This is a genomic window from Rhodococcus sp. HM1 (assembly GCF_023218075.1).
Lineage (GTDB): Bacteria > Actinomycetota > Actinomycetes > Mycobacteriales > Mycobacteriaceae > Rhodococcus.
Genome location: NZ_JALPTB010000020.1, coordinates 39,430 through 64,763, shown reverse-complemented (window position 1 = coordinate 64,763; position 25,334 = coordinate 39,430). Strand labels below are relative to the sequence as shown.

Sequence of the window (25,334 nt, the reverse complement as noted above, 5' to 3'; positions counted from 1 at the left end):
CCAGGGCTGGCCGCATGTCGGCAGCTCACCTCGCTGCCGTGGATCTGTGGCTCGTCGGACGTGACCGGAGTCAGGGGGCCCGGAGGCTAGTTGGTGACGGCCGCTGCGCTGGGCGACTTCTTCGACTGCGGGGTCTTGCCCTCGGCCTGCCGGGCCTCGAGCAGGCGGCTGGCCTGGTCGAGAATGCAGTCGAGACCGTACTCGAAGTTCCGGTCGTTGGGCGCCCCGCTCTGGATTCCCTTCGCATTCGCCTCGGCGAGCAGCGGAGTGGTTTCGCTCGAGATCGGAAGGAGCTCGTAGTACGCACCCGACGGAGCTTCGGACTGCCGGTTCTTCTCCTGCAGGCGCTGCAGCACGATCATGCCGTGGACGTGCAACTGCACCGCCGAGTAGACGTCGACCGCGTCCTCGAGCGTGAACCCCGACTCGACGAGATTCGCGATGACGCTCTCGGTCTGCTTCGCGCCGAGCTGGGCGGCCTTGGGGCTCAACGCGGATCGGATCAGGATGAGGTCGCACAGAATCGGGTTCTTCACGAACGTCTCCCGGACGGTCCGTGCGTGGTTGCGCAAGGTGTCGCGCCAGTTCGAGGCCTCGACGAAGGGCATCGAGTAGGCGTACTCGCGCAGTGCGCGGTCGGCCATTGCACTGAGCAGGTCGTCCTTCTTGCGGAAGTACCAGTAGATGCTGGTGACGCCGACATCCAGGTGCTTGCCGAGCATCGGCATGCTCAGGTTGTCGATCGAGACTTCCTCCGCGAGTTCGAACGCGCCGTCGAGAATGTCGTCAGGGTTGAGTGAACCCCGTTCGCGCCGTGGCCGTTTCGCCATGTCACACTCCCAACTCTGTCGTGTCGCACCGGAGTGCCACCCGTCCGCCGGACCGGCTCGATGCCGCCGACCCACCCGTACATGCCACCGTAAATGATACCGACGGGGGCACGGTCGGCCCGGTGACGGCCTATCCCGATATCCTTACCGATAGTAATACAGTAACATTGTCGGCATTTGTGCGGGGTGGACGAGAGGCGGCACGTCGTGGATCTCGGACTAGCGGACGCGGCGGCGGTGGTCGTCGGTGGCAGCCGCGGGATGGGCCTGGCCACCGCTCGATGTCTTGCCGAGGAAGGGGCGCGCGTCGCCGTCGTCGGCCGATCGGAGGCCGCCGTCACCGCTGCCGCACAGGAGTTGACCGAGCGCGGTAGTCCGGAGGCGTTCGGCCTGGTCGCCGACGTTCGCGATGCCGCGCGTGTCGCATCGGTGTTCGCGGAACTGGATCGACGATGGAACGGCGAACTCAACGTGCTGGTCAACGCGGTCGGGCCGAACGTGCAGGGCAGTTTCGAGATGCTGACCGACGACCAGTGGCACGAGGCGGTCGACGACGGTGTGCTGTCGATGGTCCGCTGCGCCCGCGCCGCCCTGCCGATGCTGCGGCGCGCCGAGTGGGGCCGGATCGTGAACTTCTCCGCGCAGTCGACGCAGCGGCAGAGTGTTTCGCTCGCGGCCTACACGGCGGCCAAGGCGATGGTGACCAGCGCGTCGAAGAACCTGTCGCTGTTGCTCGCCCGCGACGAGATTCTCGTCAATGTCGTCTCACCCGGAGCGGTGGTCACCCCGGCTCTGGTCGACTGGGCCGCGTCGGTGGGTGTCGAGTCGGAGGATCCCTACCGGTTGATGGAACTCATCGACACCGAATACGGCCACGCCGCGCAACTTCCGCGCGCCGGTAGGCCCGAGGAGATCGGTGCCGTCGTCGCGTTCCTCGCCTCGCGCCGCAATTCGTACATGACCGGGGCGGACGTGAACGTCGGCGGCGGTTCGGATTTCGCGTGATCCGAACCGCCGCCGGGCCGTTCCGGGTGACGGGGGGTCGATGTGGGATCGGCTGTCAGCGCAGGCTGATCGCCATCCGCTTGATGCCGTGCACGAAATCGCTGTGCACGTACTCGGGTTCGCCGACGCTGAGGTCCGGCAGTCGCGTCAGGAGCTCGTGGAACAGATGCCGCAGTTCCATCTTCGCGAGCTGCCGGCCCAGGCACGAGTGCGGACCCGGCGCGCCGAAGCCGACGTGCGGATTCGAAGTTCGGGTGATGTCGAACTCGTGGGGTCGGTCGAACACCGACTCGTCGCGGTTGCCGGAACAGTAGAACAGCACGACCTTCTCGCCGGCTCCGATCTTCGTGCCCGCGACCTCGGTGTCCTCCGTCGCGTGCCGGGCGAAGTGGATGACCGGAGTCGACCAGCGCACGAACTCGTCGACGGCACCGTCGATACGGGCATCGAAATCCGCGAGCAGCCAGTCCCGCTGCTCCGGGTGCGCGACGAGCGCGGCGAGGGCGTGACTGCTCGCCTGCTTGGTGGTGTCGTTGCCCGCGGAACCGAGCAGCACCATGAACGCGCCGATGTCCTCGTCGCTCAGGCGATGGCCGTCGACCTCGGCGTTCACGATGTTGGTCATCAGATCGTCTCGGGGATCTTCGCGACGCGCACCCGCGAGTTCGGTGCCGGCGCCGGCCAGGATGCCGAGCTGGGTCATCAGATGCGGTGCGCGTTCCTCGAGGGAGGAATACTCCTCGTCGCTGGCGCCGAACAGGCTCTCCACCGCATCGGCGATTTTCTCCCGATCCTCGGGAGCGACGCCGATCATGTCGGAGATCGTGCGCATCGGCATCCTGCGTGAGTACTCCGCAGCGAAATCCACCGTGCCGTTCGCCGCGAGGTCGGCAACCAGATCGTCGACGATCTCCCGGGCACTGGTTCGGATCTGGTCCTCGATCAACCGGATCTGTCTCGGGGTGAAGGCCATGTTGATCAGACGGCGGTACCGGGTGTGCTCGGGCGGATCCATGGCGAGGAAGAAGGCCATCGCCCGCTGGATCTCGGCCGGCATCGGGTCCATGCTCACACCCTGGCTAGAGCAGAACAATTCGTGATTGCGGCTGACGTACTGGATGTCGCTGTGGCGCGTGACCGCCCAGAATCCGGTCTCCGCGTGCGGGAAGATCGACGGGGTAGGTGGGTGCCAGCTCAAGCCCTCCTCGGCGCGCAGTGCCGCGAACGTGTCGTCCCGGGTGCGGAAGTCGTTCTTCCAGAACTCGGGCGCCGAGATGTCGAGCCGATGAAAGGGGCGCGGCGAGGTGGCGCCGTCGACGGTCATCGGGCCCCGTCCTGCGAACCGTTGGAAAGTGCTGCATCGGTGCGCAATTCGATGTAGTGTCGGCCGGTCACAGAATCCCCCTGTATTCGGACTTCCAGACAGGTGTTCGGTATTACAGTTGATGTTACGGGATCGATATCCGCCGACGGGTCGAAGTTCGTGCGGTCGGCGTCGAGCCTGCCGATCAGACTCGACCGGGAAGGCTGAGCGAATGAGCACCGGCACCGCCGACAATCCCACCGACCTCCACCCGGCACCGGACCTCGCCACGCTGCTCGACGAGCAGCGTCGGGGGTTCCTGGCGGAAGGTCCACCCACCGCGGCGGTTCGGCGGGACCGGATCGACCGGCTCGTTGCGATGGTTCTGGACAACCGCGACGCCTACGTCGACGCGTTGTCCACCGACTTCGGGACCCGTTCGCGCACGGGGACGCTGTTCACCGAGATCATGGGCATGCTCTCGGTGATCGAACACACCCGGGCCCACGTCGACAAATGGATGAAACCGCGCAACCCCAAGCCCGGCGCCCGGCTATACGGAATCCGGGCCGAGGTCCAGCCCACCCCGCTCGGCGTCGTCGGCATCATCGGACCCTGGAACTTCCCGCTCAATCTCGTCGTACTGCCCGCGGCGGCCGCGTTCGCCGCCGGCAATCGCGTGATGATCAAGATGTCCGAGATCGCCGGTCACACAGCAGAACTCACGCGGTCGCTTGCATCGTCCTATTTCGATCCGACCGAGTTCGCGGTCGTCACCGGCGGTGCCGACGTGGCCGCGGAGTTCTCCGCACTGCCGTTCGACCACCTGTTCTTCACCGGCTCGACCCGCGTCGGGAAGCTCGTGCAGCGGGCCGCTGCGGAGAACCTGGTACCGGTGACGCTCGAACTCGGCGGGAAGAATCCGGTCGTGGTCGCGCCGGACGCGGACGTGCACCGATCCGCCGAGCGCATCGCCCGGGCGCGGATGGTCAACGGTGGCCAGGTGTGCGTGTGCCCCGACTACGTCTACGTACCCGCCGACCGGATCGACGCGTTCACCGTGACTCTGCAGTCGACGCTGCGCGCGATGTTCCCGACCGTCGTCGGCAACGACGACTACACCGCATGCGTCGACACCGCGAACTACGAACGGATCCTGGCGCTGCTCGACGACGCGCGGGCCCGAGGTGCGCGCATCGAACCGGTGGCGCCGGTGGGTGAGATCCTGCCCGACCCGGCGACCCGCAAGATCGCGCCGACCGTCGTCCGGGACGTCACCGACGAGATGCGCATCGCGACCGAGGAGATCTTCGGGCCGGTCGTGCTCGTCCGCCCGTACACGTCGCTGGACGAGGTGATCGACCGGGTCAACGCCGGCCCGTCGCCGCTGGTCGCGTACTGGTTCGGTCCCGACGGTCCGGACTTCCGCCGCTTCGTCCGCGGGACCCGTACCGGCGGTGTCGCCCGAAACGACTTCGCGATCCACATGCTCCCCGACGACGCGCCGTTCGGCGGGGTCGGGCACAGCGGCATGGGTGCCTACCACGGCAAGGTCGGGTTCGACACGTTCAGCCACCACCGCACGATCGTCGGCACCGACCTGCCGTTCGCCGTCACCGCGATGGCCGCCCCACCGTTCGCCGCCCCGACCCGCAAGATCGTCGATCTCGCACTGAACGCCGCTCACCGCCGTTCGCGGCGACGTACCCGCGGTCGCCTTCCGCACCGTACGACGGATGGGCCGACGCCCTCCGGGACCGTCACGTCTTGACCGCAGCGGCTCAGGTGTTCCCGCTGGATTCGCGGACCAGCGCGCGGACCACGCCGAGATCGGCCTTGCCGGAAGGAGTTCGGGGAAGCGCACCGACGAACACGATCCGTGCCGGAATCTCATACGGCGCCAGCCGGGTTCGCAGGAATTCGACGAGTTCGTCGGAGGTCACGGTGACCCCGTTCCGCGGTTCGACAACGGCGCAGGGCACCTCACCGAGCCGATCGTGCGGTGCCGCCACGACCGCGGCACCGTCGACCCCGGGATGCTGTTCCAGCGCGGCGCGCACGTCGTCGGGCAGGACCTTGAAACCGCCGCGGATGATCGCCTGATCGGCGCGGCCCAGAATCCACACGAACCCGTCCTCGTCGATGCGGGCGAGGTCGGTGGTGCGGATCCACTCCGATTTCGGGCCGAGCTGGCCCGGTTTGACCTCGAGCAGACCGGGACGGTCGGCGGGCAGGACTGCGCCGTCGTCGTCCACGACCCGCAGTCGCGCACCGCCACTCGCTCGGCCGACGCTGCCGCGTTTGGTCTGCCAGTACCGGCGATGTTCGGGCAGGGTCCAGCCCGCGACGCCACCGCCGAACTCGGTCGCGGCATACGACGTGAGTACCGGTATGCCGAACTTGTCGTGGAAGGCGTCCGCGTCGTCGGCGGACAGCGGTGCGGTGCCGGACGTGACGACCTCGATCGACGCGAGGTCCTCGCGGCCGAGGTCGGAATGCAGCACCGTGCGCAGCGCGGCCGGCACCAACGACACCGCGCGCGGCCGGTGCGTGCGTACCGCGGCGATCCACCGATCGAGTTCGAAGCGGGGGAGCAGCACGAACGGCCGCGCTTCGGTGACGCATTGCAGGGCCCGGAACACCCCGCCGATGTGGACGAGCGGTGCGTTGACGATGGCGACACCGGTGCGCGGCCGGGTCGGTGCGGGTGCGCGGTTCGCGTCCGGTCCCAGGACGCTGCGAGCGAGCATGTCGTAGGTCAGGTCGATGCGCTTGGGAGGTCCGGTCGTGCCGCTGGTGAGCATCCGAACCGCCACACCGGTGCTGTCGCGGAGTTCCGGTCCGACAGTCGCGGGTATGAGGTGTGGTTCGGCATCGAGACCGCTCAGTTCGACGGTCACGGTGCCGGGTAAGGGTGCGACGAGGGCACGCAGGTCGTCGGGACCACCGATGATCAGCGGAAGCCGGAGTGCGGCGATGTCGGCCCGGGTGCGGTCGTCGCCGCGTGCGGGGTTGATCACCACGACGGTGCCGCCCACCGCCAGGACGCCGAGAAGCGCGGCGACGAACTCGGGGCGGTTGCGCAGCAGTATCCCCACCTCACCGTCGGCGCCGGGGGTCGACGCGATCCGGCGCACTGCGTCGCGCATCCGCCCTCGCGACACCCATGCGTCGTCGAATTCGACCATCGGCGAATCCGGTGCGAGCGCAAGGACCGCGGCGATGCGCGCGGACAATGCGTGCGTGGTCACCGGCACTGCCACACGGGTGCCCGCTTCTCGACGAACGCGCGCGGGCCCTCGAGGGCGTCTTCGGTGCGGGTCACGCGTTCGCGGAACGACTCGGCCAGCATCTCCGCCTCGTGCAGCGGGACGTTCAGGCCTTTGACGATCGCCAGCCGTGTTCCCCGAACTGCCAGGGGCGCATTGGAATTGACGATGCCGGCGATCTCGTGGGCGCGGTCCAGGAGCCGGTCGTGCTCGACGACCTCGGTGACCATCCCCAATTCGTATGCGCGCGCGGCGCTCATCCGCTCGTGTTTGCCCATGAGCGCCATGCGCAGGGCGACCGACCGGGGCAGCACCCGGGACACCCGGACCATCTCGCGGCCGGCGACCAGGCCGATGCTCACGTGCGGGTCGAAGAAGGTGGCCTCCTCCGAGGCGATCACGATGTCGCAGGTGGTGACCCAGTCGAGTCCTGCGCCGCAGCACAGACCGTTGATCGCGGCGACGATCGGTTTCGTCATGGTCCGGAACGGTGGTGTGCCCTCCTGGGGCGCCTCCCACTGTTCGTAGGTCGACAGATACGGGCGCTCGTTGATCACCTTGCCGTCACCGGGGATCTCCTTGACGTCGGCCCCGGTGCAGAACGCGCGGCCGGTGCCGGTGACGACGAGCGTCCAGACCTTGTCGTCGTTCTCCGCCTCGGCGTACGCGGCGCGCAGTTCGGTGATCATGTGGGGGCTGAGCGCATTGAGGGCTTCGGGCCGGTTCAGCGTGAGAGTGGCCGTGTGCCCGTCGACTTCGTACTCGATCGTGTCGAACGGCATGTGTTTCCTTCTGCGGAGATGACAGCCATACTGGTGTATCTACAGTATCCCATACCGTTATGCCCGATCCAGCGGAAGAGAGACAACGATGACGAGCTCCAGTGCCGCGGACGGACGTGTCCTCTTCGACGTGGATCCGGATCGCCGCATCGCGACCGTCACCCTCAACGACCCCGCGCGCCGCAATTCTTACGACGCCCCTATGCGCGACGCGCTCGCCCGATACCTCGACGACGTCGCGCAGGACGATGACATCACGGTCGTGCTGCTGCGGGGCGCCGACGGTGTGTTCAGTACCGGGGCCGATATGAACAACGCATATGGGTAGTATGGCACGAAGGGTGAGTGGGACCGTTCGCAGAAGAGCCGGCCCAGCCAGCGGCGCCGTCTCACCGTCGACCGCAAGACATTCGGCTTCTACCACGAGTTCCTGGGCTATCCGAAGGTCACGGTGGGGGAGATCAGCGGTTACGCGCTCGGTGGTGGGTTCGAGATGGCACTGATGACCGACATCTCCGTGATCGCGCGGGACACCCGCATCGGGATGCCCGCGACCCGGTTCCTCGGCCCGGCACTGGGCAGCCTGCACATGTTCTTCCACCGGCTCGGACCGGTGCTCGCGCGCCGGCTGCTGCTGACCGGCGACATCGTCGACGCCGCGTCCGTCGAACACCTCGGCGTGTTCACCGAGACATGCGAGCCCGGTGCGGTCACCGCTCGCGCCCGGTACTGGGCGGAGAAGGCCGCGAAGATGCCCGCCGACGGCGTCGTCATCGCGAAGGAGGCGTTCCGGCTCGTCGAGCAGAGTCAGGCCTACCAGGGCGAGGAGGTCGCGAGCTATCTGTTCCACGCCTTCGGCACGAACCTGCAGTTCGGGCCTGGTGAGTTCAACTTCGTCAAGACGAGGGCCGAACACGGGACCAAGGAGGCATTCCGCCTGCGCGACGAGCACTTCCACGTCCCCGATCCCGGCGGCTCCGCCGCCGGTGTGCATTAGTGGCGGTTGGGGTCGCCACAAAACCACACCGAGGGGATGCGGTACAGTGACGGTGCTTCACGAGTTGCCGTCGCCAAGCCCCGACTGGACGGCACACCAACCCCACGCTCGCGGGTGGTTCGGGTGACGAAGCGGTCCGAGACCGACCGGCTCGGACAGGAGCGCCCCGTCCCGGGGCTTACCCGGAGGAACACGATGATCCTTGTCGCTCGTTCGATCGTCCGCACCGCCGTCACGTGCCGCTCGTACCACGACGGCCATCACGTCCATCACATCCGTGCTCGGCACGCCCTCGCGGACCGCGATCTCGCGGTGCACGTGCTCGTCGAGATCGTCGACGGAAAAACCGTGCAATTGTCCTGGGACGGAAACAGAGTCGAGTTCCAGCACCACGACGTCGACGCGATCGCCCAGGCTCTCGACCTCGGCGGTGACATCGGCGAATGGATCCCGCGATGGCGCGTGCTCGTTCTGCCCGGCCGGGAACCGGAGGACCGCACCGTGTTCACGCTGAGCGATTCGGAGCACTGGTCCGACTGCACCTCGCCGAAACCGGAGACGGGCCCTATCGGGCAGGTGCTGAATGCACTCGTGTGAGCGGGACCGGCGGAACTCGGTGTAGGAAAGGTGTTTCCGCCCGCCGACGGGATCGGGTCGCCGTCACGGGTTCACCGGAAGCAGTAGCTCCGGGGAGTTGTTGCGCGGATTGTTCACCGCGGTGCTCACCTCGTACGGGTGCAGATGCGGCTCCGGGATCGAGTTGAGCAGGGCTTCGACGTCGTCGCGATCGGTGAGGGTCGGGTCGAGCCACGGGTCGATGAACGACTCCGGCAGCAACACGGGGGAGCGGTCGTGGATGTGCCCGGCCGCGTCGGTCGCCGGTCGGGTGAGCACAGTGCACGTCCACAGCCACCTGTTCGGATCGTCCTCGGGTAGTTCCGGATTCGGCCACAATTCGTACAGGCCGGCCATCGCGAGCGGTTTGTCGGCGTGGAGGAAGAACGGGATCTTCTTGCCGTTCTCGTCCTTCAGCCACTCGAAGTAGCCGTCGGCCGGCAGAATGCAGCGCCGACGTGCCGCGGCCGCTTTGAACGCGGGTTTGCTCGTGACGGTCTCGGAGCGCGCGTTGATCATGCGGGAACCGATCTTCGGGTCCTTCGCCCAGAACGGAACCAGCCCCCACCTGATCGTGCTGTTGAGCTGCCGCACCGGCTCGGCGTCGGGTTCGTCGCGCGGGGCGCGTTCGAGCACGACGTTCACCCGCTGGGTGGGGGCGATGTTGTACGACGGGGGCAGTTCGTCACCGACCGTGGCTGCGGTTTCGTACGCCGCGATCAGGTCGTCGCGGGTGCTCGTGCTCGCATAGCGTCCACACATCGGTGCGCTCCTTCCCGTGGTTCGGCTCTCGTCCCATCCTGCCGGAACGGCGGACGATCGGTGGTGATGTCGTCCGGGGCACGCCGACGTCGTGCAAGACTCGGAAGGTGACCGGATCGGCAACGCGCAGCGTCTCCATCGTCCTGTTCGACGGCTTCGAACTGCTGGACGTCTTCGGGCCCGTGGCATTGCTGAGCAGGTTCCCCGATTCGGTCGAGGTGCAGATGCTCGGGCCGCACGAAGGACCGGTCCGCAGCAGCCAGGGAACCGAGGTCGTCGCGACCGCAAGCTACGGCGACGCCCCGGAACCGGACATCGTGCTGGTGTCGGGAGGGATGGGCACCCGTTCCCTTGTCCGAGACGAACGTTTCCTCGCCTGGCTTCGAGAGTGGGCCTCGACGGCGACGATCGTGACATCGGTGTGCACCGGTTCCGCCCTGCTCGCCGCCGCCGGGCTGCTGGACGGGTATCGGGCGACGTCGAACAAGCTGGCCTTCGAGTGGGCATCCGGTCACGGCACCGACGTCGAATGGGCGCCGAGCGCACGATGGGTGCACGACCGCGACCGGTGGACCTCGTCCGGGGTGGCCGCCGGCATGGACATGACGGGTGCTCTGCTCACCCACTTGTTCGGCCGCGAGGAGGCCGAGCGGGCCGCGCGCGAGATCGAGCTGGAGCTGCACACCGACCCCGACCGTGATCTGTTCGCCGTGGCGCACGGACTCGAATAGCCGAACTCAGCGTTCGACGACGTCGAGCGCCCGGGTGAGGTCGGCGATCAGATCGTCGGAGTCCTCGAGCCCGATCGACAGGCGAATCATCGATCCCGTGATCCCGCGCCGTTCGCGTTCTTCGGGGGAGAGGTCGTAGTGGGTGGTGGTGACCGGTTGCGTCACCAGGCTTTCCACCCCACCGAGGCTCGGCGCCAACGCGAACAACTCGAGCCGGTCGACGACCTGCACGGTCGTCTCTGCGTCCGCCGCGACCTCGATGGTGACGACCCCGCCGAACCCGGACATCTGCTTCGCCGCCAGCAGGTGACCGGGAAAGCTCGGCAGACCTGGATACAGAACTCGCGACACTCGCGGATCGGCCTCCATGGCCTCGGCGACCGCCTGCGCGTTGGCATTGTGCTGACGCACCCGAACGACGAGGGTGCGCAGGCTGCGCGACAGCATCGACGCCGTTTCCGGCGCGATCGTCGAACCGAAACTCTTCCGCCAGGCCTTCAGTGGTTCGACGAGTTCGGTTGCGCCGAGCACAAATCCGGCGGTGACATCGGAATGTCCGCCGAGGTACTTCGTCGCCGAATACGAGACGAGGTCGGTGCCCAGCTCCAGCGGGCGCTGATTGACCGGCGAGGCGAAGGTGTTGTCGACCGCGACCTTCGCGCCGTAGCGGTGGGCCAGGTCCGAGATCGCGGCGATGTCGTAGATGCCCAGCGCCGGGTTGGTCGGAGTCTCGAAGAACACCAGTTTCGCTCCGTCGCTCAGCACGTCCTCGAGCCGGTCGAGTTCGTCGCCCAGCAGGAACGTGGTGGTGATACCGAGCTGCGCGAGCTGATTGCCGAGCAGTTCCATGGTGCCGCCGTAGGCGTCGCCGACACACACGATCCCGTCGCGCCCGTAGTGCGCGAACAGCGCGGTCTCGGCCGCCATCCCCGAGCAGAACGCCAACGCGCTGGCGGCACCTTCGATCGAGGCCATCGTCTCCTCGAGGGCGAAGATCGTCGGGTTCAGGCCGTAGCGGGTGTAGAGCGGGCCGCGGACGCGTCCGTCGGCGACGTCGAGCAGCGCCGCGGTGTTCTCGAACGCGAAGGTCGTGGTGTTGTAGACCGGCATGTGCGGCGCACCGTGGGCGTCGGTGACGGTGGTGCCGTGAATGGCCCTGGTAGACCGACCCGCTGATGCATCCTTCACGCCTTCGCTCCGTTCCATGGGACTCCTCGGACGTCACCGAGTATCGCGGATGCGCGGTTCGGCACCTCGAGCCACCGTCTCGGGACGTCTGCCGACAAGAAGAGGACCTCTGCCGACAAGGATCAGGTCGTGCCGAACATGAGCGCGGCGTAGCGTCTCCGATGTCTGTGTCATCGAGACGACGGGACTGGGCGATGACCACGAGCGATCCTGCACCGAACCCGCTCGGAGCCGGCGGCGAGCCGGACGACCGGCCGGAACCGCTGCCGCTGCGCACCGCGCTGCCGCGTCTCGGGCGCTGCGCCGGACGCACCGCGTCGCTTCTGGCCCACCGGCGCCTGCACCTCCCGATCGGCAACAAGGGCCGGACGATGACCTTCGCCGACGGAACGTCCGCGGTGGTCTACCGCGAAACCGTGGCGGATCGCGACGAGCCGGCCGAACCGGTGATCCTGGTGGTCGCATTCCGGCTGCGCGGTGTGCGCGGCCGTGGACACGCGCTGTTCCGCGCCGAGAGCATGCTCAACACACCGCTGTTCGCAGGCTTTCCCGGATTCGTGTCGAAGTTGTGGCTCACCGCGGACGAGGCCGGTCGGTACCGGGGCTTCTACCAGTGGGACGGCGCCGACAGCGCGCGGGACTACGTCCGCGCCCTGTGGTGGCCGCTCGCGCTGGTCAGCGAACACGCCTCGATCCGCAACCGCGTGTTGCCGGGTCTGTGGCGCGACCACGTTCTCGCCGCCGCCGGGCGGGACCGCACGAGCGACACCGACGCCGGCGAGTGGTGGCGGCTGAGCAGCATTTCGTGAGGTCGCTGCAAGGGGAGGGTGATTCATGAAGGTGCTGGTCGGATACGCGACCGCGAAAGGATCCACACGGGGGATCGCGGAGCGCATCGCCGCGGAATTCGAGCGAGCCGGTCATACCGCAGACGCGAAGGAGTTGTCGGGCGTCGACTCGGTCGACGGGTACGACGTCCTCGTCGTCGGCAGCGCGATCCACAACGGACAGTGGCTTCCCGAGGCGGCGGCCGCGCTCGACCGGCTCGGCCCGGACCTGGCCGGTCGTGCGGTGTGGGCGTTTTCGGTGTCGTCGGTGGGCGCGACGAGCAGCCTCCTGTCGTCCCGGGTCGCGCGATACCTGCGGCGGGTGACGCCGGAGCCGAAGGCCGTGCAGGCGCTGCGGTCGACGGCGGACGTGCGCGGGCACCGGTTCTTCGCCGGAACCATCGCGCCCGGCGACTGGCCGGGCCTCGGCCGGATCCTGTTCCGGCTGATGGGCGGACACTACGGCGACGCCCGGGACTGGGCCGACGTCGACGGCTGGGTCGCCACCGTCCATGCCGGGAGTGGCGATGACGTCCGGTAGCGCACCGACGGAAACCCCGGGAACCGGCCCTCTCGAAGGTCGCGGGCTGACCGTGCGGCGATGGATCGTGTTGTGCGCGTGCGCGGAAACGATCGGGATGACGGCGTCGTCGCTCGCCGCGAAGATCGCACAGCGCGTACTCGGCGACGATCCGCACGGCGCGGTGTTCGCGGCGGTGCTGCCCGGCGCGTCGTCGACCCGTGCGTCCGAGCGAATGTATCGCTCGTCTCCTTGGATCGACTGAATGTACCGCTCGCTCGGAAAAAGGAGGTCGCGTCAGCGCTCCGTGACGGGGGTGCGGCGATAGTTCGGGTCGCGCTTTTCGATGAACGCCGCGAACGCTTCCAGCACATCCGGTGCAGCCAGGTTCACCGCCTGCGCCGCGGCCTCCCCGTCGAGCGCTTCGTCCAGCGTGCGGTCGATCCCGTGGTCGATGAGGGACTTGGTCTGCGCCAGCGCGATCGGTGGGCCGGCCGCGAGCCGGGTCGCGAGGGCGTCGACGAATCCGTCGATTTCGGTTTCGGGCTGCAGCCACGTGACCAGACCGAGCGCGTGTGCTTCGTCGGCGCCGATCATGTCGGCGAGCATCGTCAGCCGCTTGGCCTGCTGCAGCCCGACGAGCCGCGGCAGCAGCCACGAACCGCCGGTGTCGATCGACAGGGCGCGCCGGGCGAAGATCTGGCAGAAGCGCGCCTCCGGGGTCGCGACCACGAAATCGCAGCCCAGCGCCAGATTCCATCCGGCGCCCACGGCGACGCCGCGCACCTTCGCGATCGTCGGGACCGGCAGGCCGTGCAGCAGTCGCACGGTGTCGTTGACGCGGCGGGTCTCCTCGCTCGGGTCGGGAAACTCGTCCATGCCCGCGGTGGCGGACAGGTCGGCCCCGCTGCTGAACGTGCCGCCCGCGCCGGTCAGCACGACCGCGCGCACGTCGTGGCCCGGTTCGACGTCACGCAACCGTTCGCCCAGCAACGTCCACATATGCGAGGTGATCGCGTTGCGGCGGTCCGGGCGGTTGAGGGTCAGCGTGAGCACCCCGTCGGTGAGGTCGGTGAGCAGGACGGACTCGTCGGTCACGCGCGTTTCCTTTCGAATCTCAGACGACATCGAACGTGATCGGCAGTCGGTTGGGGGAGCGGAACGGTTGCCCGGTGATGTGCGGATCGCCGTCGTCCTGCAGCCGGAAGTTCGTCAGCCGCGTGAGCAGGCATTCGACGGCGACCCGCGTCTCCATCCGCGCCAGGTGCAGGCCCAGGCAGGTGTGGGCACCGGCGGTGAAGCTGATGTGCGGCAGCGTCTTTCGTAAGATGTCGAACTCTTCCGGCCGCTCCCATCGGTCCTCGTCCCGGTTCGCCGAACCGAGAACGAGATCGACGACCGCCCCGGCCGGGATGGGGACACCGCCGAGTTCGGTGTCCTCGGTGGTGTACCGCTGCACGAATGTCAGCGGTGTCTCGTAGCGCAGACCCTCCTCGATGGCCTGCGGAATCAGACCGTGGTCGGCCTGCACGGCGGCGAACTGGTCCGGGTGCCGCAGCAGCAGGTACAGCAGGTTGCCCGACGACCGGTAGGTGGTCTCGAGGCCGGCTGGGAGCAGCAGGCGCAGGAACGAGTAGATCGCCTCGTCGGTCAGGTTCTCGCCCTCGACCTCGGCGGTCACGAGATCGCTGATGATGTCGTCGGTCGGCTGCGACCGTCGCTGTTCGATGTGGCCGAGGAAGTAGTTCTTCAGGTCCTCGGACGCCGCCAGGGCGCGCGGCACGTTGCCGGCGTAGCTGATGATCGACACCGCGGCCTTGCGGAAGAACGGAAGGTCTTCGGCGGGCAGCCCGAGTAGCCGCGCGATCACGCGGGTCGGGAATTCGAACGTGAAGTCCGCGACGAGATCGGCGTGGCTGTCGCCGGCGAACTCGTCGATCAGCGCGTTGCAGATCGGCCGCACGATGTCCGGTTCCCACACCCGCAGCGACTGCGGCTTGAACGCCGCCGACACCAGGTTGCGGTGGGCGCGGTGCTTCGTGCCGCTCATCGCGAGGATGGTCGGCCCCATGAACACGCCGATGGTCGCGTCGTACAGCTTGGAGCTGAACACGCGGTCGTTGCGCAGGGCGGCGCTGACCGTCGAATAGGTGAGCGCCGCATACGAATCCGCCGGACGCAGTGATTCCGGGGTGCGTGAGTAGTCCATGACCGTGCCGTGGAAGACGCCTCCCTCGCGGCGGCGCGCAGCGAAGAACGGATACGGGTCGCGGAAGTCGAGTGTGGCGGTGGCCGATTCGTCTCGGACGGAGCTGTCCACTGATCACCTCTGGAGGTTGCTTCCCATCACCCGGAGATTGCTGTCCGCCGTAACGGAAAGAGTTATAGAATGCTTGACAGTAAGGCTCACTATAAATCACTCTGATGCCCGGAACAACGCTTCTCGGACCGAACGAAAGTGCCACGGATGAGCATGTCGATCGTCGGGCAAGCCGCGAAAGTGCTGGCAGAACCCGCGGCATACGCCGACGAACCGCGCCTGCACGCCGCGCTGACGAAACTGCGCGCCGAGGCGCCGGTGGCCCGTGTCGACGTGCCGTCCTACAAGCCGTTCTGGGCCGTCACCAAGCACGCCGACATCATGGCGATCGAACGCGCGAACGAACGCTTCACCAACTGGCCGCGGCCGGTGCTGATGCCCGAGGAATCCGACGCCATGCAGGCCGCCGCCGGGGTCCGGACCCTGATCCACATGGACGACCCGCAGCACCGGGTGGTGCGGGCGATCGCCGCTGACTGGTTCCGCCCGAAGTCGATGCGGGCCATGGAGATCCGGATCGAGGAACTCGCGAGGCGCTACGTCGACCGGATGCGGGAGCACGGCGGCGCGTGCGACTTCGTGCAGGACATCGCCGTCGACTTCCCGCTCTACGTGATCATGTCGCTGCTCGGTGTCCCCGAATCCGACTTCCCGAAGATACGCAAGCTCACCCAGGAACTCGTAGGCAGCGACGACGACGAACTCAAGCGCGCCACGCCCGCCGACGAGAAGATCAACTCACTGCTCGAGATGTTCGAGTACTTCTCGGCGCTCACCGCCGCCCGCCGCGAGAATCCCACCGACGATCTCGCGTCGACCATCGCCAACGCCCGAGTCGACGGCGAACCGCTGTCGGACATCGACACCATGTCGTACTACACCCTCATCGCCACCGCCGGGCACGACACCACCAGCAGCAGCATCTCCGGGGGATTGCACGCACTGATCGAAGACCCGTATCAGCGCGAAATACTCTGTGCAGAACTCGATCTCATGCCGCGGGCGACCGAGGAGATCATCCGATGGGTCACGCCGGTCAAGGCGTTCATGCGCACGGCCGCCGAGGACACGACCGTGCGGGGCGTGCCGATCGCGGCGGGTGATTCGCTGTTGCTGTCGTATGTGTCCGGCAACCGCGACGAAGAGGTCTTCGACGATCCGTTCCGGTTCGACATCACCCGCGACCCCAACAACCACGTCGCGTTCGGGTTCGGCGTGCACTTCTGTCTCGGCGCCGGACTGGCACGGCTCGAGATCCGCAAGTTCTTCACCGAACTGCTGCCCCGGCTCACCTCGATCGAACTCGACGGCGAACCCGCGAGCACCGCGACCACGTTCGTCGGGGGACTCAAACATCTGCCGATCCGCTACACGCTGACCTGACCGCCCTCACATCGAAGGACCACGCATGACCGATGCCGGGACCTGGGCCGACACCCTCGAGGACCTCGAGCGCCGGCGTGACCACGCGCTGGCGATGGGCGGGGCCGAGCGCGTCGCCAAACATCGTGGCAAGGGCAAACTCGACGCGCGCGCCCGGATCGAACGCCTCCTCGACCCGGGCACCTTCCACGAATTCGGCACCCTCGTCGGCGGCGACGTACCAGCCGACGCGATCGTCGCCGGCTCCGGACTGATTCACGGGCTGCCCGTCATGGTCGGCGCCGAGGACTTCACCACCCTCGCCGGCACCATCGCGCCCGGCAGCAACTCCAAGCGGTACCGGCTGGCCGAACTCGCGCTGCGCAACAAGGTTCCGCTCGTGGTGCTGCTCGAGGGCGCCGGTTTCCGCCCCACCGGCGACCACTACGGCCGCACCCCGACGGACCTGCTGGCGCAGGCCCGGTGCTCCGGAAAGGTGCCGATGGTCACCGCGGTGCTCGGCCCGTCCGCCGGGCACGGTGCCCTCGTCGCGCCGGTCGCGGACTTCGCGATCATGAGCCGGCAGGGATCGATCTTCACCGCCGGACCGCCCGTGGTGAAAATGTCCACCGGTGAGGACGTGACGAAGGAGGACCTCGGCGGACCCGGCGTCGCGCTCGCGAGCGGGGTGATCCACAACGTCGCCGACACCGACGAGGACGTCCTCGACGAGATCCGCCGCTATCTCTCGTACTTTCCGCCGAGCGCCTGGTCGTACCCGCAGATGACCGAACCCGACGAGTACTCCAACCCGCGCGAGACACCGGAACTGCTCGACATCGTCTCGCGGGACAACCGGCGCACCTACGACATGCGCACCGTCATCGACGTCGTCTTCGACACCCGCGACTGGTTCGAGGTGCAACCGAAGTACGGTGAGGCGATCATCTGCGCGCTCGCGCACCTCGGAGGGCATCCGGTCGCGGTGGTCGCGAACCAGCCGCAGGTGCTCGCCGGATCGATCGACGCGGCCGCGGCCGACAAGGCCGCGCACTTCATCGCCGTGGCCGACGCGTTCCACCTGCCGCTGGTGTTCCTCACCGACAACCCGGGCATGCTGCCCGGCAGTGAATCCGAACGCGAGGGCGTGCTGCGCGCCGGCGCCCGCATGTTCGTCGCGCAGACGACCGCGACCACCCTGAAACTGCACGTGACACTGCGCAAGGCCTACGGATTCGGGTCGATGGTGATGTCGCTCATCGGGTTCGACGGCCAGGCCGCCACCTATGCGTACCCGGGGGCGACGATGGGCGCGATGAGTGCGGCGGCGCTGAGCACCGCCTCCGGCGCCGACGCCGACCTCGACGCCACGCTGCGGGCCATGGAACTCGAAGCGTCCTACCGATCGGCCGAGCAGATGGGATTCGACGAGCTGATCCGGCCCGAGGAAACCCGCAACGCGCTGCTGCTGTCCCTGCAGCGCGGCATCTATGCCAGGCAGGCCGTCGCGGAACCGGTGATCCGCACCGCGATCGTGCCCTGACACCCGTCGACACGGCCCGCTCGAGACAGGAAGAAGGTAGACGATGACCACGCTCGATTACCGTGCGATCGACGTCGACAACCACTATTACGAGCCGCTGGACGCCTTCACCCGGCACCTCGACAAGAACTTCCGCCGCCGCGGCGTGCAGATCGTGCAGGACGGGCGGCGGCACGTCGCCATCATCGGGAACAAGGTCAACCGGTTCATCCCGAACCCCACCTTCGACCCGATCATCGTGCCCGGCTGCCTGGACCCGCTGTTCCGCGGGCAGGTCCCCGAAGGCGTCGACCCGGCCACGCTGATGAAGGTCGAGGAACTCGAACTGCGACCGGAGTACCGGGACCGGGACGCCCGCGTCGCCGTGGTGGAGAAGCAGTCGCTCGACACGATCTTCATGTTCCCCACCTTCGGGTGCGGCGTGGAAGAAGCCCTGCGCGAAGACATTCCCGCCACCATGGCGTCGCTGCACGCCTTCAACCTGTGGCTCGACGAGGACTGGGGATTCGACCGGCCCGACGGACGGATCCTGGCGGCCCCGATGATCTCGCTCGCCGACCCGGAGGCCGCGGTGGCCGAGGTCGACTTCGTGCTCGCGCGCGGCGCCCGCATCGTGCACATCCGGCCGGCGCCGGTGCCGGGCATCGGCAGGCCTCGATCGCTCGGCGACCGCTCCCACGACCCGGTCTGGGCACGTCTCGCCGAAGCGAGCGTGCCGGTCGCGTTCCACCTCGGTGACAGCGGCTACCTGAAGATCGCCGCGATGTGGGGCGGTAAAGACACCTTCGAGCCGTTCGGTCCGGGCGACGCCCTCGACAAGATCCTCGTCGACGACCGGGCGATCCACGACACGATGGCCTCGCTGATCATCCACGGCGTGTTCGACCGGCATCCGGGGCTGCGCGTGGCCAGCATCGAGAACGGCTCCGACTGGGTGCACCGCCTCGCCAAGCGGATGGCGAAACTCGCGAACCAGTCGCCGCGGTCGTTCCCCAACGATCCGGTCGAGACGCTGCGCGAACACGTGTGGGTGGCCCCGTACTACGAGGACGACCTGCCGCGCCTGGCCGAGCAGATCGGCGTCGATCGCATCCTGTTCGGCTCCGACTGGCCGCACGGCGAAGGCCTGGCCGAACCGCTGTCGTTCACCGAGGAACTCACCGAATTCGGCGCGGCGGACACGCGGAAGATCATGCGGGACAACGCCCTGGCGTTCCTCGGCGCCCCGATCACGGCGTCGGTCTGAGCCGGCGGCCGGAACACGGATCAGGAGGATGCGTTGACGGAATGGAGTCTGGGCGCGGTGTTCGACGCCGTCGCCGACGCGGTCCCGGACCGCACCATGACGGTGTGCGGTGATCGCCGCAGCACCTTCGGTGAATCCTCCTCGAGGACACGACGATTCGCGAATTTCCTCGCCGATCGCGGCTTCGGCGAGCACACCCCGCGGCACCGGCTCGACCGGTGGGAATGCGGACAGGACCGCATCGCGCTGATCATGCGCAACGACCTGTACCCGGACCTGATGATCGCGTGCGCGAAGGCGCGGGTGGTGCCGGTGAACGTCAACCACCACTACACGCCCCGCGAGATCCGCGACCTGCTCGCCTACATCGCCCCGCGCGGGATCGTCTACCACCGCTCGTTCGGGCCGGTCGTCGACCGGACCGCCCCGCCCGGGGTGGAGCTGCTGGTTTCCGTCGACGACGGTACCGACGTGCCCGAGCTCGCCGGGGCGGTGCCGTTCGAGGAGGCCGTCGAACTCGGCGATCCGGACGCCGTGATCGCGACCTCACCCGACGACCTGATCATGCTGTGCACCGGAGGCACCACCGGCCGGCCGAAGGGCGTGCTGTGGCGGCAGGGTGACATGTACGTCTCGTCGATGAACGGCGCCGACCACGACTCCGCCGAACCGGTGCAGGCGCTGGCCCACGCGACCGGGCAGGTGTGGTTCGCCGCGTCGCCGCTCTCGCACGCCGCCGGCACCTGGACCACCTTCGCCGGGCTGCTCGCCGGACAGACGGTCGTGCTCTACGACGACCGGGAGAAGTTCGACGCGCGCACCGCGCTCGAAACCGCCGAGCGGGAGAAGGTCACGCTGATGACCATCGTCGGCGACGCCTATGCCGGACCGCTGGTCCGCGAGATGCAGCGTCGCCCGTACGAACTGTCGTCCCTGTCGGTGATCGGTACCGGGGGAGCGGCGACCAACCCGGTGCACAAACGGGCACTGCTCGAACAACTTCCGCACGCCTTCCTCGTCGAGGGCTACGGCTCGTCGGAAACCGGCGGAATGGGATACGGGCGCAGCACCCGCGGCGCCGAGGTCGACACCTTCGATCCGATGCCCGGCGGCACCGCCGTCTCGCACGACCGCACCCGGCTGCTGAACCCGGGCGACCCCGAGATCGGCTGGGCCGCCCGCACCGGCCGCGTCCCGCTGGGCTACTTCGACGACCGCGCCGCCACCGAAGCGACCTTCCCGATCATCGACGGGCAGCGCCTGGCGATCCCCGGCGACCGCGTCGCCGTCGACGCCGACGGCTCCCTGCGGCTGCTCGGCCGCGATTCGCTGGTCGTCAACACCGGCGGCGAAAAAGTGTTCGTCGAGGAGGTCGAGGAAGTGCTGCGGGCGCAACCCGGTGTCGTCGACGCGCTGGTCGTGGGCAGATCCAGTCCCCGCTGGGGTCAGGAGATCGTGGCGCTCGTGCAGTCGGCGGACGGTGAGTCTGTCCGGTCCGTGGACTGCGAGTCCGTCGAATCCGCGCTGCGGCAGGCGTGCCGTGACGCGCTGGCCGGGTTCAAGGCACCGAAGGCCTTCGTGTTCGTCCCCGAGATCCGGCGGCTCGGGAACGGAAAACCCGATTACCGCTGGGCCGCACAGCAGGTCGCCGAGCCGGCACTCGAGAAGGACGGAGCGTGAGCATGCCGAAGGTCCTCGACTGCCTGGTGAACGTGCACTTCGGCGAGCGCGAACAACCCGCGTGGATGCTCGAGGTGCGGGACAAGTACTTCAAGGGACCGCAATCGATGTACCGGCAGGTGGATCTGGCCGAACTGATCGACGAGATGGACGAACAGGGCGTCGAGAAGGCGATCCTGATGTACTCGATCGTCAAACCGTCACCGACCGCGCTGAAGTTCGTCGAGGAGATGCCGGACCGGTTCGCGCTCGCCGTCAACGGCGTCGACCTGCTGCACCCGGTGTCGTCGCTGCGCGAACTCGCCGCGCTCGTGCACGATCTGCCGGTCGCGTACACGACGGTGGGACCGAGCTTCTGGGGCGACGGCATGTACCCGCCCACCGACGCCGTGTACTACCCGCTGTACTACAAGTGCGCCGAACTGGGCCTGCCGCTGTGCATGAACACCGGCCTCCCGGGCCCGCCGATTCCCGGCGAGGTTCAGAACCCGATCCACCTCGACCGGGTCTGCTACCGATTCCCGGAACTGAAGCTGTGCATGATCCACGGCGCCGACCCCTGGTGGGACGTCGCGATCCGGCTGCTCATCAAGTACGAGAACCTGCGGCTGATGACCTCGGCATGGTCACCCAAGCGGCTGCCGGACAGCCTGCTGCACTACATGCGCACCCGCGGCCGGGACAAGGTGATCTTCGGATCCGACTGGCCGGTGCTGCCGATGCGCCGCCTCGTCCCGGAGGCGCTAGCGCTCGGCCTGCCGGACGACGTCCGCGACAACTACCTCTATCGCAACGCACAGGAATTCTTCTTCGGTGGCCGATCCGCCGGCGACACGGCCGAATGACGGGACAGGGAGCACACGGGATGGACCGCTACGAATTGCGCAGGCAGGACTACAACCTGTCCGAGGACCAGACGGAACTGCAGGCCGCGTACGCGAAGTTCTTCCGGGCGCGCAGCCCACTCGAGGTCGTGCGCGCCGCCGAACCCGGCGGATTCGACAAGAACCTGTGGGAACAGCTGTGCGCGACCGGCGCGACGTCCATGGCGTTGCCCGAAGATGTCGGCGGCGACGGCGCGACCCTCGTCGACCTGACACTCGTCGCCGAGGAACTCGGCCGCACCCTCGCCCCGGTGCCGTGGATCGACCACGTGTGCGCCTCCCGGCTGCTCGCGCGGCTCGATGCGTGCGACACCACCGACATCGTCACCGGACGCGAGATCGTCGCGCTGGACCCACGATTCGACGCTCCGCCCGGCAGGCGTCTCGTCCCGTCGGGATCGGTCGCCGACCGTATCGTCGTCCGTGACGGCGACGAGATCGTGCGGCTCGAATTCGACACCCGCCCCGCGAAGGTCGACAACATCGGCAAGCTGCCGGCGGCGTGGATCGACCCGGCCGCCGCGGATCGCCGCACCGTGCTCGCGGGCGGACCGGAGGCGGTCGCGCAGTACGATCGGACGCTCGAGGAATGGCGGCTCCTGACCTCCGCCGCGCTCGTCGGGCTGGTCGAGGAAACACTCACCATCGCAGCGGAATTCGCGAAGAACCGCTACACGATGGGGGTGCCCATCGCGACCCTGCAGGGCATATCGCATCCGCTCGCCAACATCGCGATCGTCGTGCACGGGGCCCGCAATCTGACACGGCGGGCCGCGTGGTTCCTCGACAACGAGCCCGATGTGCAACCGGTGCTCGCGTCGGCGGCGTTCGTGTACCTGGCCGACGAGGCACCGCGCGCGGCGACGATGGCCGTGCACGTGCAGGGCGGACTCGGGGTCGCCGCCGAATCGGCGGCCTCGGCGTATCTGGTCCGCGCCCGCGGCTGGGCACTGGCCGGCGGTGATCCCGCCGACGCCGCGGTCCGGGTCGCCGAGAGCTTCGCCGCGCGGGCCTAGCCGAGTCGACAAGAGCAGGCCGACAAACAGCAGGGGGAACCATGGATTTCTCACTCGTGGAACTGTCCGACGAGGACGCCGCGTTCCACCGGCGGGCACGCGCCTTCCTCGACACGCACGTCACCGACGAGGTGCGCCGCCGCGACCGGGAGACCGGCGACAACTTCGACGAGGGCGTGCACCTGGCGATGGGCGCCGACGGCTGGCTCGCCGCGGAACGCGCACCCGAATCGGAGGGCGGCCTGAACCGGCTGCGGCGCAGACTGTGGGACCTCGAGAAACGCCGCGCCCAGGTGCCGTGGGTGACCGCGGGCACCACCGCCATCGTGACCACCTCGGTCGAGAAATACGGATCGCCCGAGGTGCGCGCCGAGGTGCTGCCGAAGATCGACAGCGGCGAGGTCCGGCTGTGCCTGGGCTACACCGAACCCGACGGCGGTTCCGACGTCGCGACCTGCAAGACCCGAGCGGTCCGGGACGGCGACGACTGGATCATCAACGGCTCCAAGATGTTCACCACCGGCGCCCACAACTGCCAGTACGTCTTCCTCATCACCAACACCGATCCCGACGCCCCCAAGCACAAGAGCCTGACGATGTTCCTCGTCCCGCTCGACACCCCCGGCATCGAGATCCAGGGGCTGCGCACCGTCGACGGCGACCGCACCAACATCGTCTACTACTCCGACGTGCGCGTGCCCGACAAGTACCGGCTCGGCGAGGTCAACGGCGGCTGGGCCGTGCTGATGGGTCCGCTCGCCGAGGAACACGGCGTCGTCGACGCCGCGAACGACGGTCTGCAGGACGTGTCCATCCTGATCCATCAGGGCACCACCATGGCGACCCGGGTCGACCGCATTGCGCGGATCCTCGGACAGGGGGGCCCGGACGGCCGCCGGCCGCTCGACGACCGGGCGGTCGCGTACCGGCTCGGCCGCAGCATCGCCCGGATGGAAGCGGCACTGTCGGCGCCGCACATGTTCGGGCGCGTCGCGATCGCCCAGACGATGCGCGACATCTCCCCGGACCTGATGGACATCCTCGGTTCCGCATCCGCACTGCCCGTCGACACCGAAGGCGCCGCTGACGACGGCGGCGCCGAGCACCTGTTCCGGTGGGCCCCGTTGTGCGGCATCTACGGCGGCACCCTCGAGGTGTTCCGGAACATGATCGCCCAGCACGTGCTCGGTCTCGGCCGGCCCAACTACTCGCAGCCCGCACGCGCCGAGGCGCACTGAGGAGCGTTCACCATGGCGACGAATCCGCACCCGTTCCCGATCTTCGACTCGGACAACCACATGTACGAGACCCGGGACGCGCTGACCAAGTACCTCCCGGTCCACGCGAAGGACGCCATCCGCTACGTCGACATCGACGGTCGCACCAAGATCGTCGTGCAGAACACCATCAGCGAGTTCATCCCCAACCCGACGTTCTCCGTCGTGGCCGCGCCCGGCGCGCAGGAGGACTACTTCCGCAACGGCAACCCGGACGGCAAGTCGGCGCGGGAGATCATGGGCAAACCCATCAAGTCGATTCCCGCGTTCCGGGACCCCGCGGCGCGGCTCGAAAAGCTGAACGAGCAGGGCCTCGACTACGCGCTGATGTTCCCGACCCTCGCGAGCCTCGTCGAGGAACGCCTCAAGAACGATCCCGAGCTGACCCACGACGTCATCCACGCGCTCAACCGGTGGATGTACGAGCACTGGAGTTTCGACTACGAAGGCCGGATCTTCGCGGTTCCCGTCGTCACCCTGCCCATCGTGGACCGGGCGCTCGAGGAACTGCAGTGGTGCCTCGAGCGCGGCGCGAAGACGGTGCTCGTCCGTCCCGCGCCGGTGCCGGGTTTCCGCGGCAGCCGATCGTTCGGGTTCGAGGAGTTCGACCCGTTCTGGAAAGCCTGTGTGGACGCGGGGATTCCGGTGTCGATGCACGCGTCGGACAGCGGCTATTCGGAGGTCCTCGACATCTGGGAGCCCGCCACCGAATACAAACCGTTCGCCCCCACCGCATTCCGGACCGCCGCGATCGGCTCGCGCGCGATCGAGGACGCGATGACCGCGCTCGTGTGCCACGGCGCGTTGTCGCGGAATCCGGACCTGCGGATCCTCTCCATCGAGAACGGCTCCGACTGGTTGCCCACCTTGTTCCGCAACCTGCGGCACGCCTACGACAAGATGCCGCAGCTGTTCCTCGAGGACCCGATCGAGGCGTTCCGGCGCTGCGTCTACGTCAATCCGTTCTGGGAGGACGACTACCGGGAGGTCGTCGAGATGCTCGGCGCGGACCGCGTCGTCTACGGCTCGGACTGGCCGCACCCGGAAGGGCTGGCCGATCCTCTGAGCCTGCTCGGGCAGCTCGACGGACTGTCGGCCGAGGATGCGCGAAAGGTCATGGGAGGCAATATGCTCGACCTGCTCGGTCTCGATGCCGCGGTCGCGCGGGGCGCCTGAG

Annotated in this window: 23 protein-coding genes, 1 pseudogene and 1 riboswitch; of the genes and pseudogenes, 16 read left to right on the top strand and 8 right to left on the bottom strand. The window is 68.0% G+C overall.

Annotated elements, in window-relative coordinates:
- Window positions 1-86 precede the first annotated feature (86 nt).
- Window positions 87-830, bottom strand: a complete 744-nt coding sequence (locus M1M07_RS12845) for a TetR/AcrR family transcriptional regulator (RefSeq protein WP_197255738.1) — start codon at window positions 828-830, stop codon at window positions 87-89.
- A gap of 207 nt (window positions 831-1,037) precedes the next feature.
- Between M1M07_RS12845 and M1M07_RS12840 the strand changes: the two genes are divergently transcribed.
- The gene (locus M1M07_RS12840; protein WP_197255736.1) at window positions 1,038-1,835 is read left to right on the top strand and encodes an SDR family oxidoreductase; all 798 of its coding nucleotides are present in this window, start codon (window positions 1,038-1,040) and stop codon (window positions 1,833-1,835) included.
- A 55-nt stretch (window positions 1,836-1,890) separates the two neighbouring features.
- Here M1M07_RS12840 and M1M07_RS12835 read toward each other — a convergent pair whose 3' ends face one another.
- Window positions 1,891-3,159: a cytochrome P450 gene (locus tag M1M07_RS12835; protein WP_197255734.1), complete on the bottom strand. Its 1,269-nt coding sequence runs from the start codon at window positions 3,157-3,159 to the stop codon at window positions 1,891-1,893.
- Between the two features lie 211 nt (window positions 3,160-3,370).
- Here M1M07_RS12835 and M1M07_RS12830 point away from each other — a divergent pair, with 211 nt between their 5' ends.
- Window positions 3,371-4,909 (top strand): coniferyl aldehyde dehydrogenase, encoded by a 1,539-nt coding sequence (locus tag M1M07_RS12830; RefSeq protein ID WP_231611378.1) that lies wholly within the window; start codon window positions 3,371-3,373, stop codon window positions 4,907-4,909.
- Between the two features lie 10 nt (window positions 4,910-4,919).
- Here the strand turns inward: M1M07_RS12830 and M1M07_RS12825 are convergent, their stop codons facing one another.
- A complete protein-coding gene (locus M1M07_RS12825; protein ID WP_368862564.1) occupies window positions 4,920-6,389 on the bottom strand; it encodes a class I adenylate-forming enzyme family protein in 1,470 nt (489 codons plus the stop codon).
- The gene (locus tag M1M07_RS12820) at window positions 6,386-7,189 is read right to left on the bottom strand and encodes an enoyl-CoA hydratase/isomerase family protein (RefSeq protein WP_197255732.1); all 804 of its coding nucleotides are present in this window, start codon (window positions 7,187-7,189) and stop codon (window positions 6,386-6,388) included. The genes M1M07_RS12825 and M1M07_RS12820 overlap by 4 nt, the downstream gene beginning before the upstream one ends.
- An 88-nt stretch (window positions 7,190-7,277) precedes the next feature.
- Between M1M07_RS12820 and M1M07_RS12815 the strand changes: the two are divergent.
- Window positions 7,278-8,186: pseudogene (locus M1M07_RS12815) on the top strand (enoyl-CoA hydratase/isomerase family protein).
- A 55-nt stretch (window positions 8,187-8,241) separates the two neighbouring features.
- Window positions 8,242-8,354: riboswitch (SAM riboswitch) on the top strand.
- A gap of 27 nt (window positions 8,355-8,381) precedes the next feature.
- Window positions 8,382-8,783: a hypothetical protein gene (locus M1M07_RS12810; protein WP_197255728.1), complete on the top strand. Its 402-nt coding sequence runs from the start codon at window positions 8,382-8,384 to the stop codon at window positions 8,781-8,783.
- A gap of 63 nt (window positions 8,784-8,846) precedes the next feature.
- Here the strand turns inward: M1M07_RS12810 and M1M07_RS12805 are convergent, their stop codons facing one another.
- Window positions 8,847-9,563 carry an SOS response-associated peptidase gene (locus tag M1M07_RS12805; protein ID WP_197255726.1) on the bottom strand — a complete coding sequence of 239 codons (717 nt, stop codon included), beginning with the start codon at window positions 9,561-9,563 and terminating at the stop codon, window positions 8,847-8,849.
- 107 nt (window positions 9,564-9,670) lie between these two features.
- Here M1M07_RS12805 and M1M07_RS12800 point away from each other — a divergent pair, with 107 nt between their 5' ends.
- A complete protein-coding gene (locus tag M1M07_RS12800; protein WP_197255724.1) occupies window positions 9,671-10,294 on the top strand; it encodes a DJ-1/PfpI family protein in 624 nt (207 codons plus the stop codon).
- A gap of 6 nt (window positions 10,295-10,300) precedes the next feature.
- On the opposite strand, the gene M1M07_RS12795 is transcribed toward M1M07_RS12800, so the two are convergent.
- Window positions 10,301-11,482: a PLP-dependent aspartate aminotransferase family protein gene (locus tag M1M07_RS12795; RefSeq protein WP_248674400.1), complete on the bottom strand. Its 1,182-nt coding sequence runs from the start codon at window positions 11,480-11,482 to the stop codon at window positions 10,301-10,303.
- 194 nt (window positions 11,483-11,676) lie between these two features.
- On the opposite strand from M1M07_RS12795, the gene M1M07_RS12790 reads away from it, so the two are divergent.
- The 3 genes from M1M07_RS12790 to M1M07_RS12780 are packed head-to-tail and all read left to right on the top strand — an operon-like array spanning window position 11,677 to window position 13,094.
- A complete protein-coding gene (locus tag M1M07_RS12790; RefSeq protein WP_248674399.1) occupies window positions 11,677-12,291 on the top strand; it encodes a YdhR family protein in 615 nt (204 codons plus the stop codon).
- A gap of 25 nt (window positions 12,292-12,316) precedes the next feature.
- Window positions 12,317-12,850: a flavodoxin domain-containing protein gene (locus tag M1M07_RS12785; protein ID WP_197255720.1), complete on the top strand. Its 534-nt coding sequence runs from the start codon at window positions 12,317-12,319 to the stop codon at window positions 12,848-12,850.
- Window positions 12,837-13,094 carry a hypothetical protein gene (locus M1M07_RS12780; RefSeq protein ID WP_197255718.1) on the top strand — a complete coding sequence of 86 codons (258 nt, stop codon included), beginning with the start codon at window positions 12,837-12,839 and terminating at the stop codon, window positions 13,092-13,094. The genes M1M07_RS12785 and M1M07_RS12780 overlap by 14 nt, the downstream gene beginning before the upstream one ends.
- 32 nt (window positions 13,095-13,126) lie before the next feature.
- Here M1M07_RS12780 and M1M07_RS12775 read toward each other — a convergent pair whose 3' ends face one another.
- Together M1M07_RS12775 and M1M07_RS12770 are read right to left on the bottom strand one after the other, a co-directional pair.
- Window positions 13,127-13,927: an enoyl-CoA hydratase gene (locus M1M07_RS12775; protein ID WP_248674398.1), complete on the bottom strand. Its 801-nt coding sequence runs from the start codon at window positions 13,925-13,927 to the stop codon at window positions 13,127-13,129.
- Window positions 13,928-13,946: 19 nt separating this feature from the next.
- Window positions 13,947-15,149 carry a cytochrome P450 gene (locus M1M07_RS12770; RefSeq protein ID WP_248674397.1) on the bottom strand — a complete coding sequence of 401 codons (1,203 nt, stop codon included), beginning with the start codon at window positions 15,147-15,149 and terminating at the stop codon, window positions 13,947-13,949.
- Between the two features lie 147 nt (window positions 15,150-15,296).
- On the opposite strand from M1M07_RS12770, the gene M1M07_RS12765 reads away from it, so the two are divergent.
- The 8 genes from M1M07_RS12765 to M1M07_RS12730 are packed head-to-tail and all read left to right on the top strand — an operon-like array spanning window position 15,297 to window position 25,333.
- Window positions 15,297-16,532: a cytochrome P450 gene (locus M1M07_RS12765; protein ID WP_248674396.1), complete on the top strand. Its 1,236-nt coding sequence runs from the start codon at window positions 15,297-15,299 to the stop codon at window positions 16,530-16,532.
- A 25-nt stretch (window positions 16,533-16,557) separates the two neighbouring features.
- Window positions 16,558-18,054, top strand: coding sequence for an acyl-CoA carboxylase subunit beta (locus M1M07_RS12760; protein ID WP_197255712.1), 1,497 nt, complete (start codon window positions 16,558-16,560; stop codon window positions 18,052-18,054).
- A gap of 43 nt (window positions 18,055-18,097) precedes the next feature.
- Window positions 18,098-19,300, top strand: coding sequence for an amidohydrolase family protein (locus M1M07_RS12755; RefSeq protein WP_197255710.1), 1,203 nt, complete (start codon window positions 18,098-18,100; stop codon window positions 19,298-19,300).
- Window positions 19,301-19,333: 33 nt separating this feature from the next.
- Complete coding sequence (locus M1M07_RS12750) at window positions 19,334-20,980, top strand: AMP-binding protein (RefSeq protein WP_197255708.1); 1,647 nt, start codon at window positions 19,334-19,336, stop codon at window positions 20,978-20,980.
- Between the two features lie 2 nt (window positions 20,981-20,982).
- Window positions 20,983-21,825: an amidohydrolase family protein gene (locus M1M07_RS12745; protein WP_248674434.1), complete on the top strand. Its 843-nt coding sequence runs from the start codon at window positions 20,983-20,985 to the stop codon at window positions 21,823-21,825.
- Between the two features lie 20 nt (window positions 21,826-21,845).
- The gene (locus M1M07_RS12740) at window positions 21,846-22,880 is read left to right on the top strand and encodes an acyl-CoA dehydrogenase family protein (protein ID WP_248674395.1); all 1,035 of its coding nucleotides are present in this window, start codon (window positions 21,846-21,848) and stop codon (window positions 22,878-22,880) included.
- Window positions 22,881-22,921: 41 nt separating this feature from the next.
- The gene (locus M1M07_RS12735) at window positions 22,922-24,118 is read left to right on the top strand and encodes an acyl-CoA dehydrogenase family protein (RefSeq protein ID WP_248674394.1); all 1,197 of its coding nucleotides are present in this window, start codon (window positions 22,922-22,924) and stop codon (window positions 24,116-24,118) included.
- Between the two features lie 12 nt (window positions 24,119-24,130).
- Window positions 24,131-25,333 (top strand): amidohydrolase family protein, encoded by a 1,203-nt coding sequence (locus M1M07_RS12730; protein WP_248674393.1) that lies wholly within the window; start codon window positions 24,131-24,133, stop codon window positions 25,331-25,333.
- Window position 25,334: the final 1 nt, after the last annotated feature.

Coding starts and splice junctions, on each gene's coding strand:
- M1M07_RS12845 (WP_197255738.1), bottom strand. CDS start 830: ATGGCGAAACGGCCACGGCGCGAACGGGGTTCACTCAACCCTGACGAC.
- M1M07_RS12835 (WP_197255734.1), bottom strand. CDS start 3,159: ATGACCGTCGACGGCGCCACCTCGCCGCGCCCCTTTCATCGGCTCGAC.
- M1M07_RS12830 (WP_231611378.1), top strand. CDS start 3,371: ATGAGCACCGGCACCGCCGACAATCCCACCGACCTCCACCCGGCACCG.
- M1M07_RS12820 (WP_197255732.1), bottom strand. CDS start 7,189: ATGCCGTTCGACACGATCGAGTACGAAGTCGACGGGCACACGGCCACT.
- M1M07_RS12810 (WP_197255728.1), top strand. CDS start 8,382: ATGATCCTTGTCGCTCGTTCGATCGTCCGCACCGCCGTCACGTGCCGC.
- M1M07_RS12805 (WP_197255726.1), bottom strand. CDS start 9,563: ATGTGTGGACGCTATGCGAGCACGAGCACCCGCGACGACCTGATCGCG.
- M1M07_RS12790 (WP_248674399.1), top strand. CDS start 11,677: ATGACCACGAGCGATCCTGCACCGAACCCGCTCGGAGCCGGCGGCGAG.
- M1M07_RS12785 (WP_197255720.1), top strand. CDS start 12,317: ATGAAGGTGCTGGTCGGATACGCGACCGCGAAAGGATCCACACGGGGG.
- M1M07_RS12780 (WP_197255718.1), top strand. CDS start 12,837: ATGACGTCCGGTAGCGCACCGACGGAAACCCCGGGAACCGGCCCTCTC.
- M1M07_RS12765 (WP_248674396.1), top strand. CDS start 15,297: ATGAGCATGTCGATCGTCGGGCAAGCCGCGAAAGTGCTGGCAGAACCC.
- M1M07_RS12760 (WP_197255712.1), top strand. CDS start 16,558: ATGACCGATGCCGGGACCTGGGCCGACACCCTCGAGGACCTCGAGCGC.
- M1M07_RS12755 (WP_197255710.1), top strand. CDS start 18,098: ATGACCACGCTCGATTACCGTGCGATCGACGTCGACAACCACTATTAC.
- M1M07_RS12745 (WP_248674434.1), top strand. CDS start 20,983: ATGCCGAAGGTCCTCGACTGCCTGGTGAACGTGCACTTCGGCGAGCGC.
- M1M07_RS12740 (WP_248674395.1), top strand. CDS start 21,846: ATGGACCGCTACGAATTGCGCAGGCAGGACTACAACCTGTCCGAGGAC.
- M1M07_RS12735 (WP_248674394.1), top strand. CDS start 22,922: ATGGATTTCTCACTCGTGGAACTGTCCGACGAGGACGCCGCGTTCCAC.
- M1M07_RS12730 (WP_248674393.1), top strand. CDS start 24,131: ATGGCGACGAATCCGCACCCGTTCCCGATCTTCGACTCGGACAACCAC.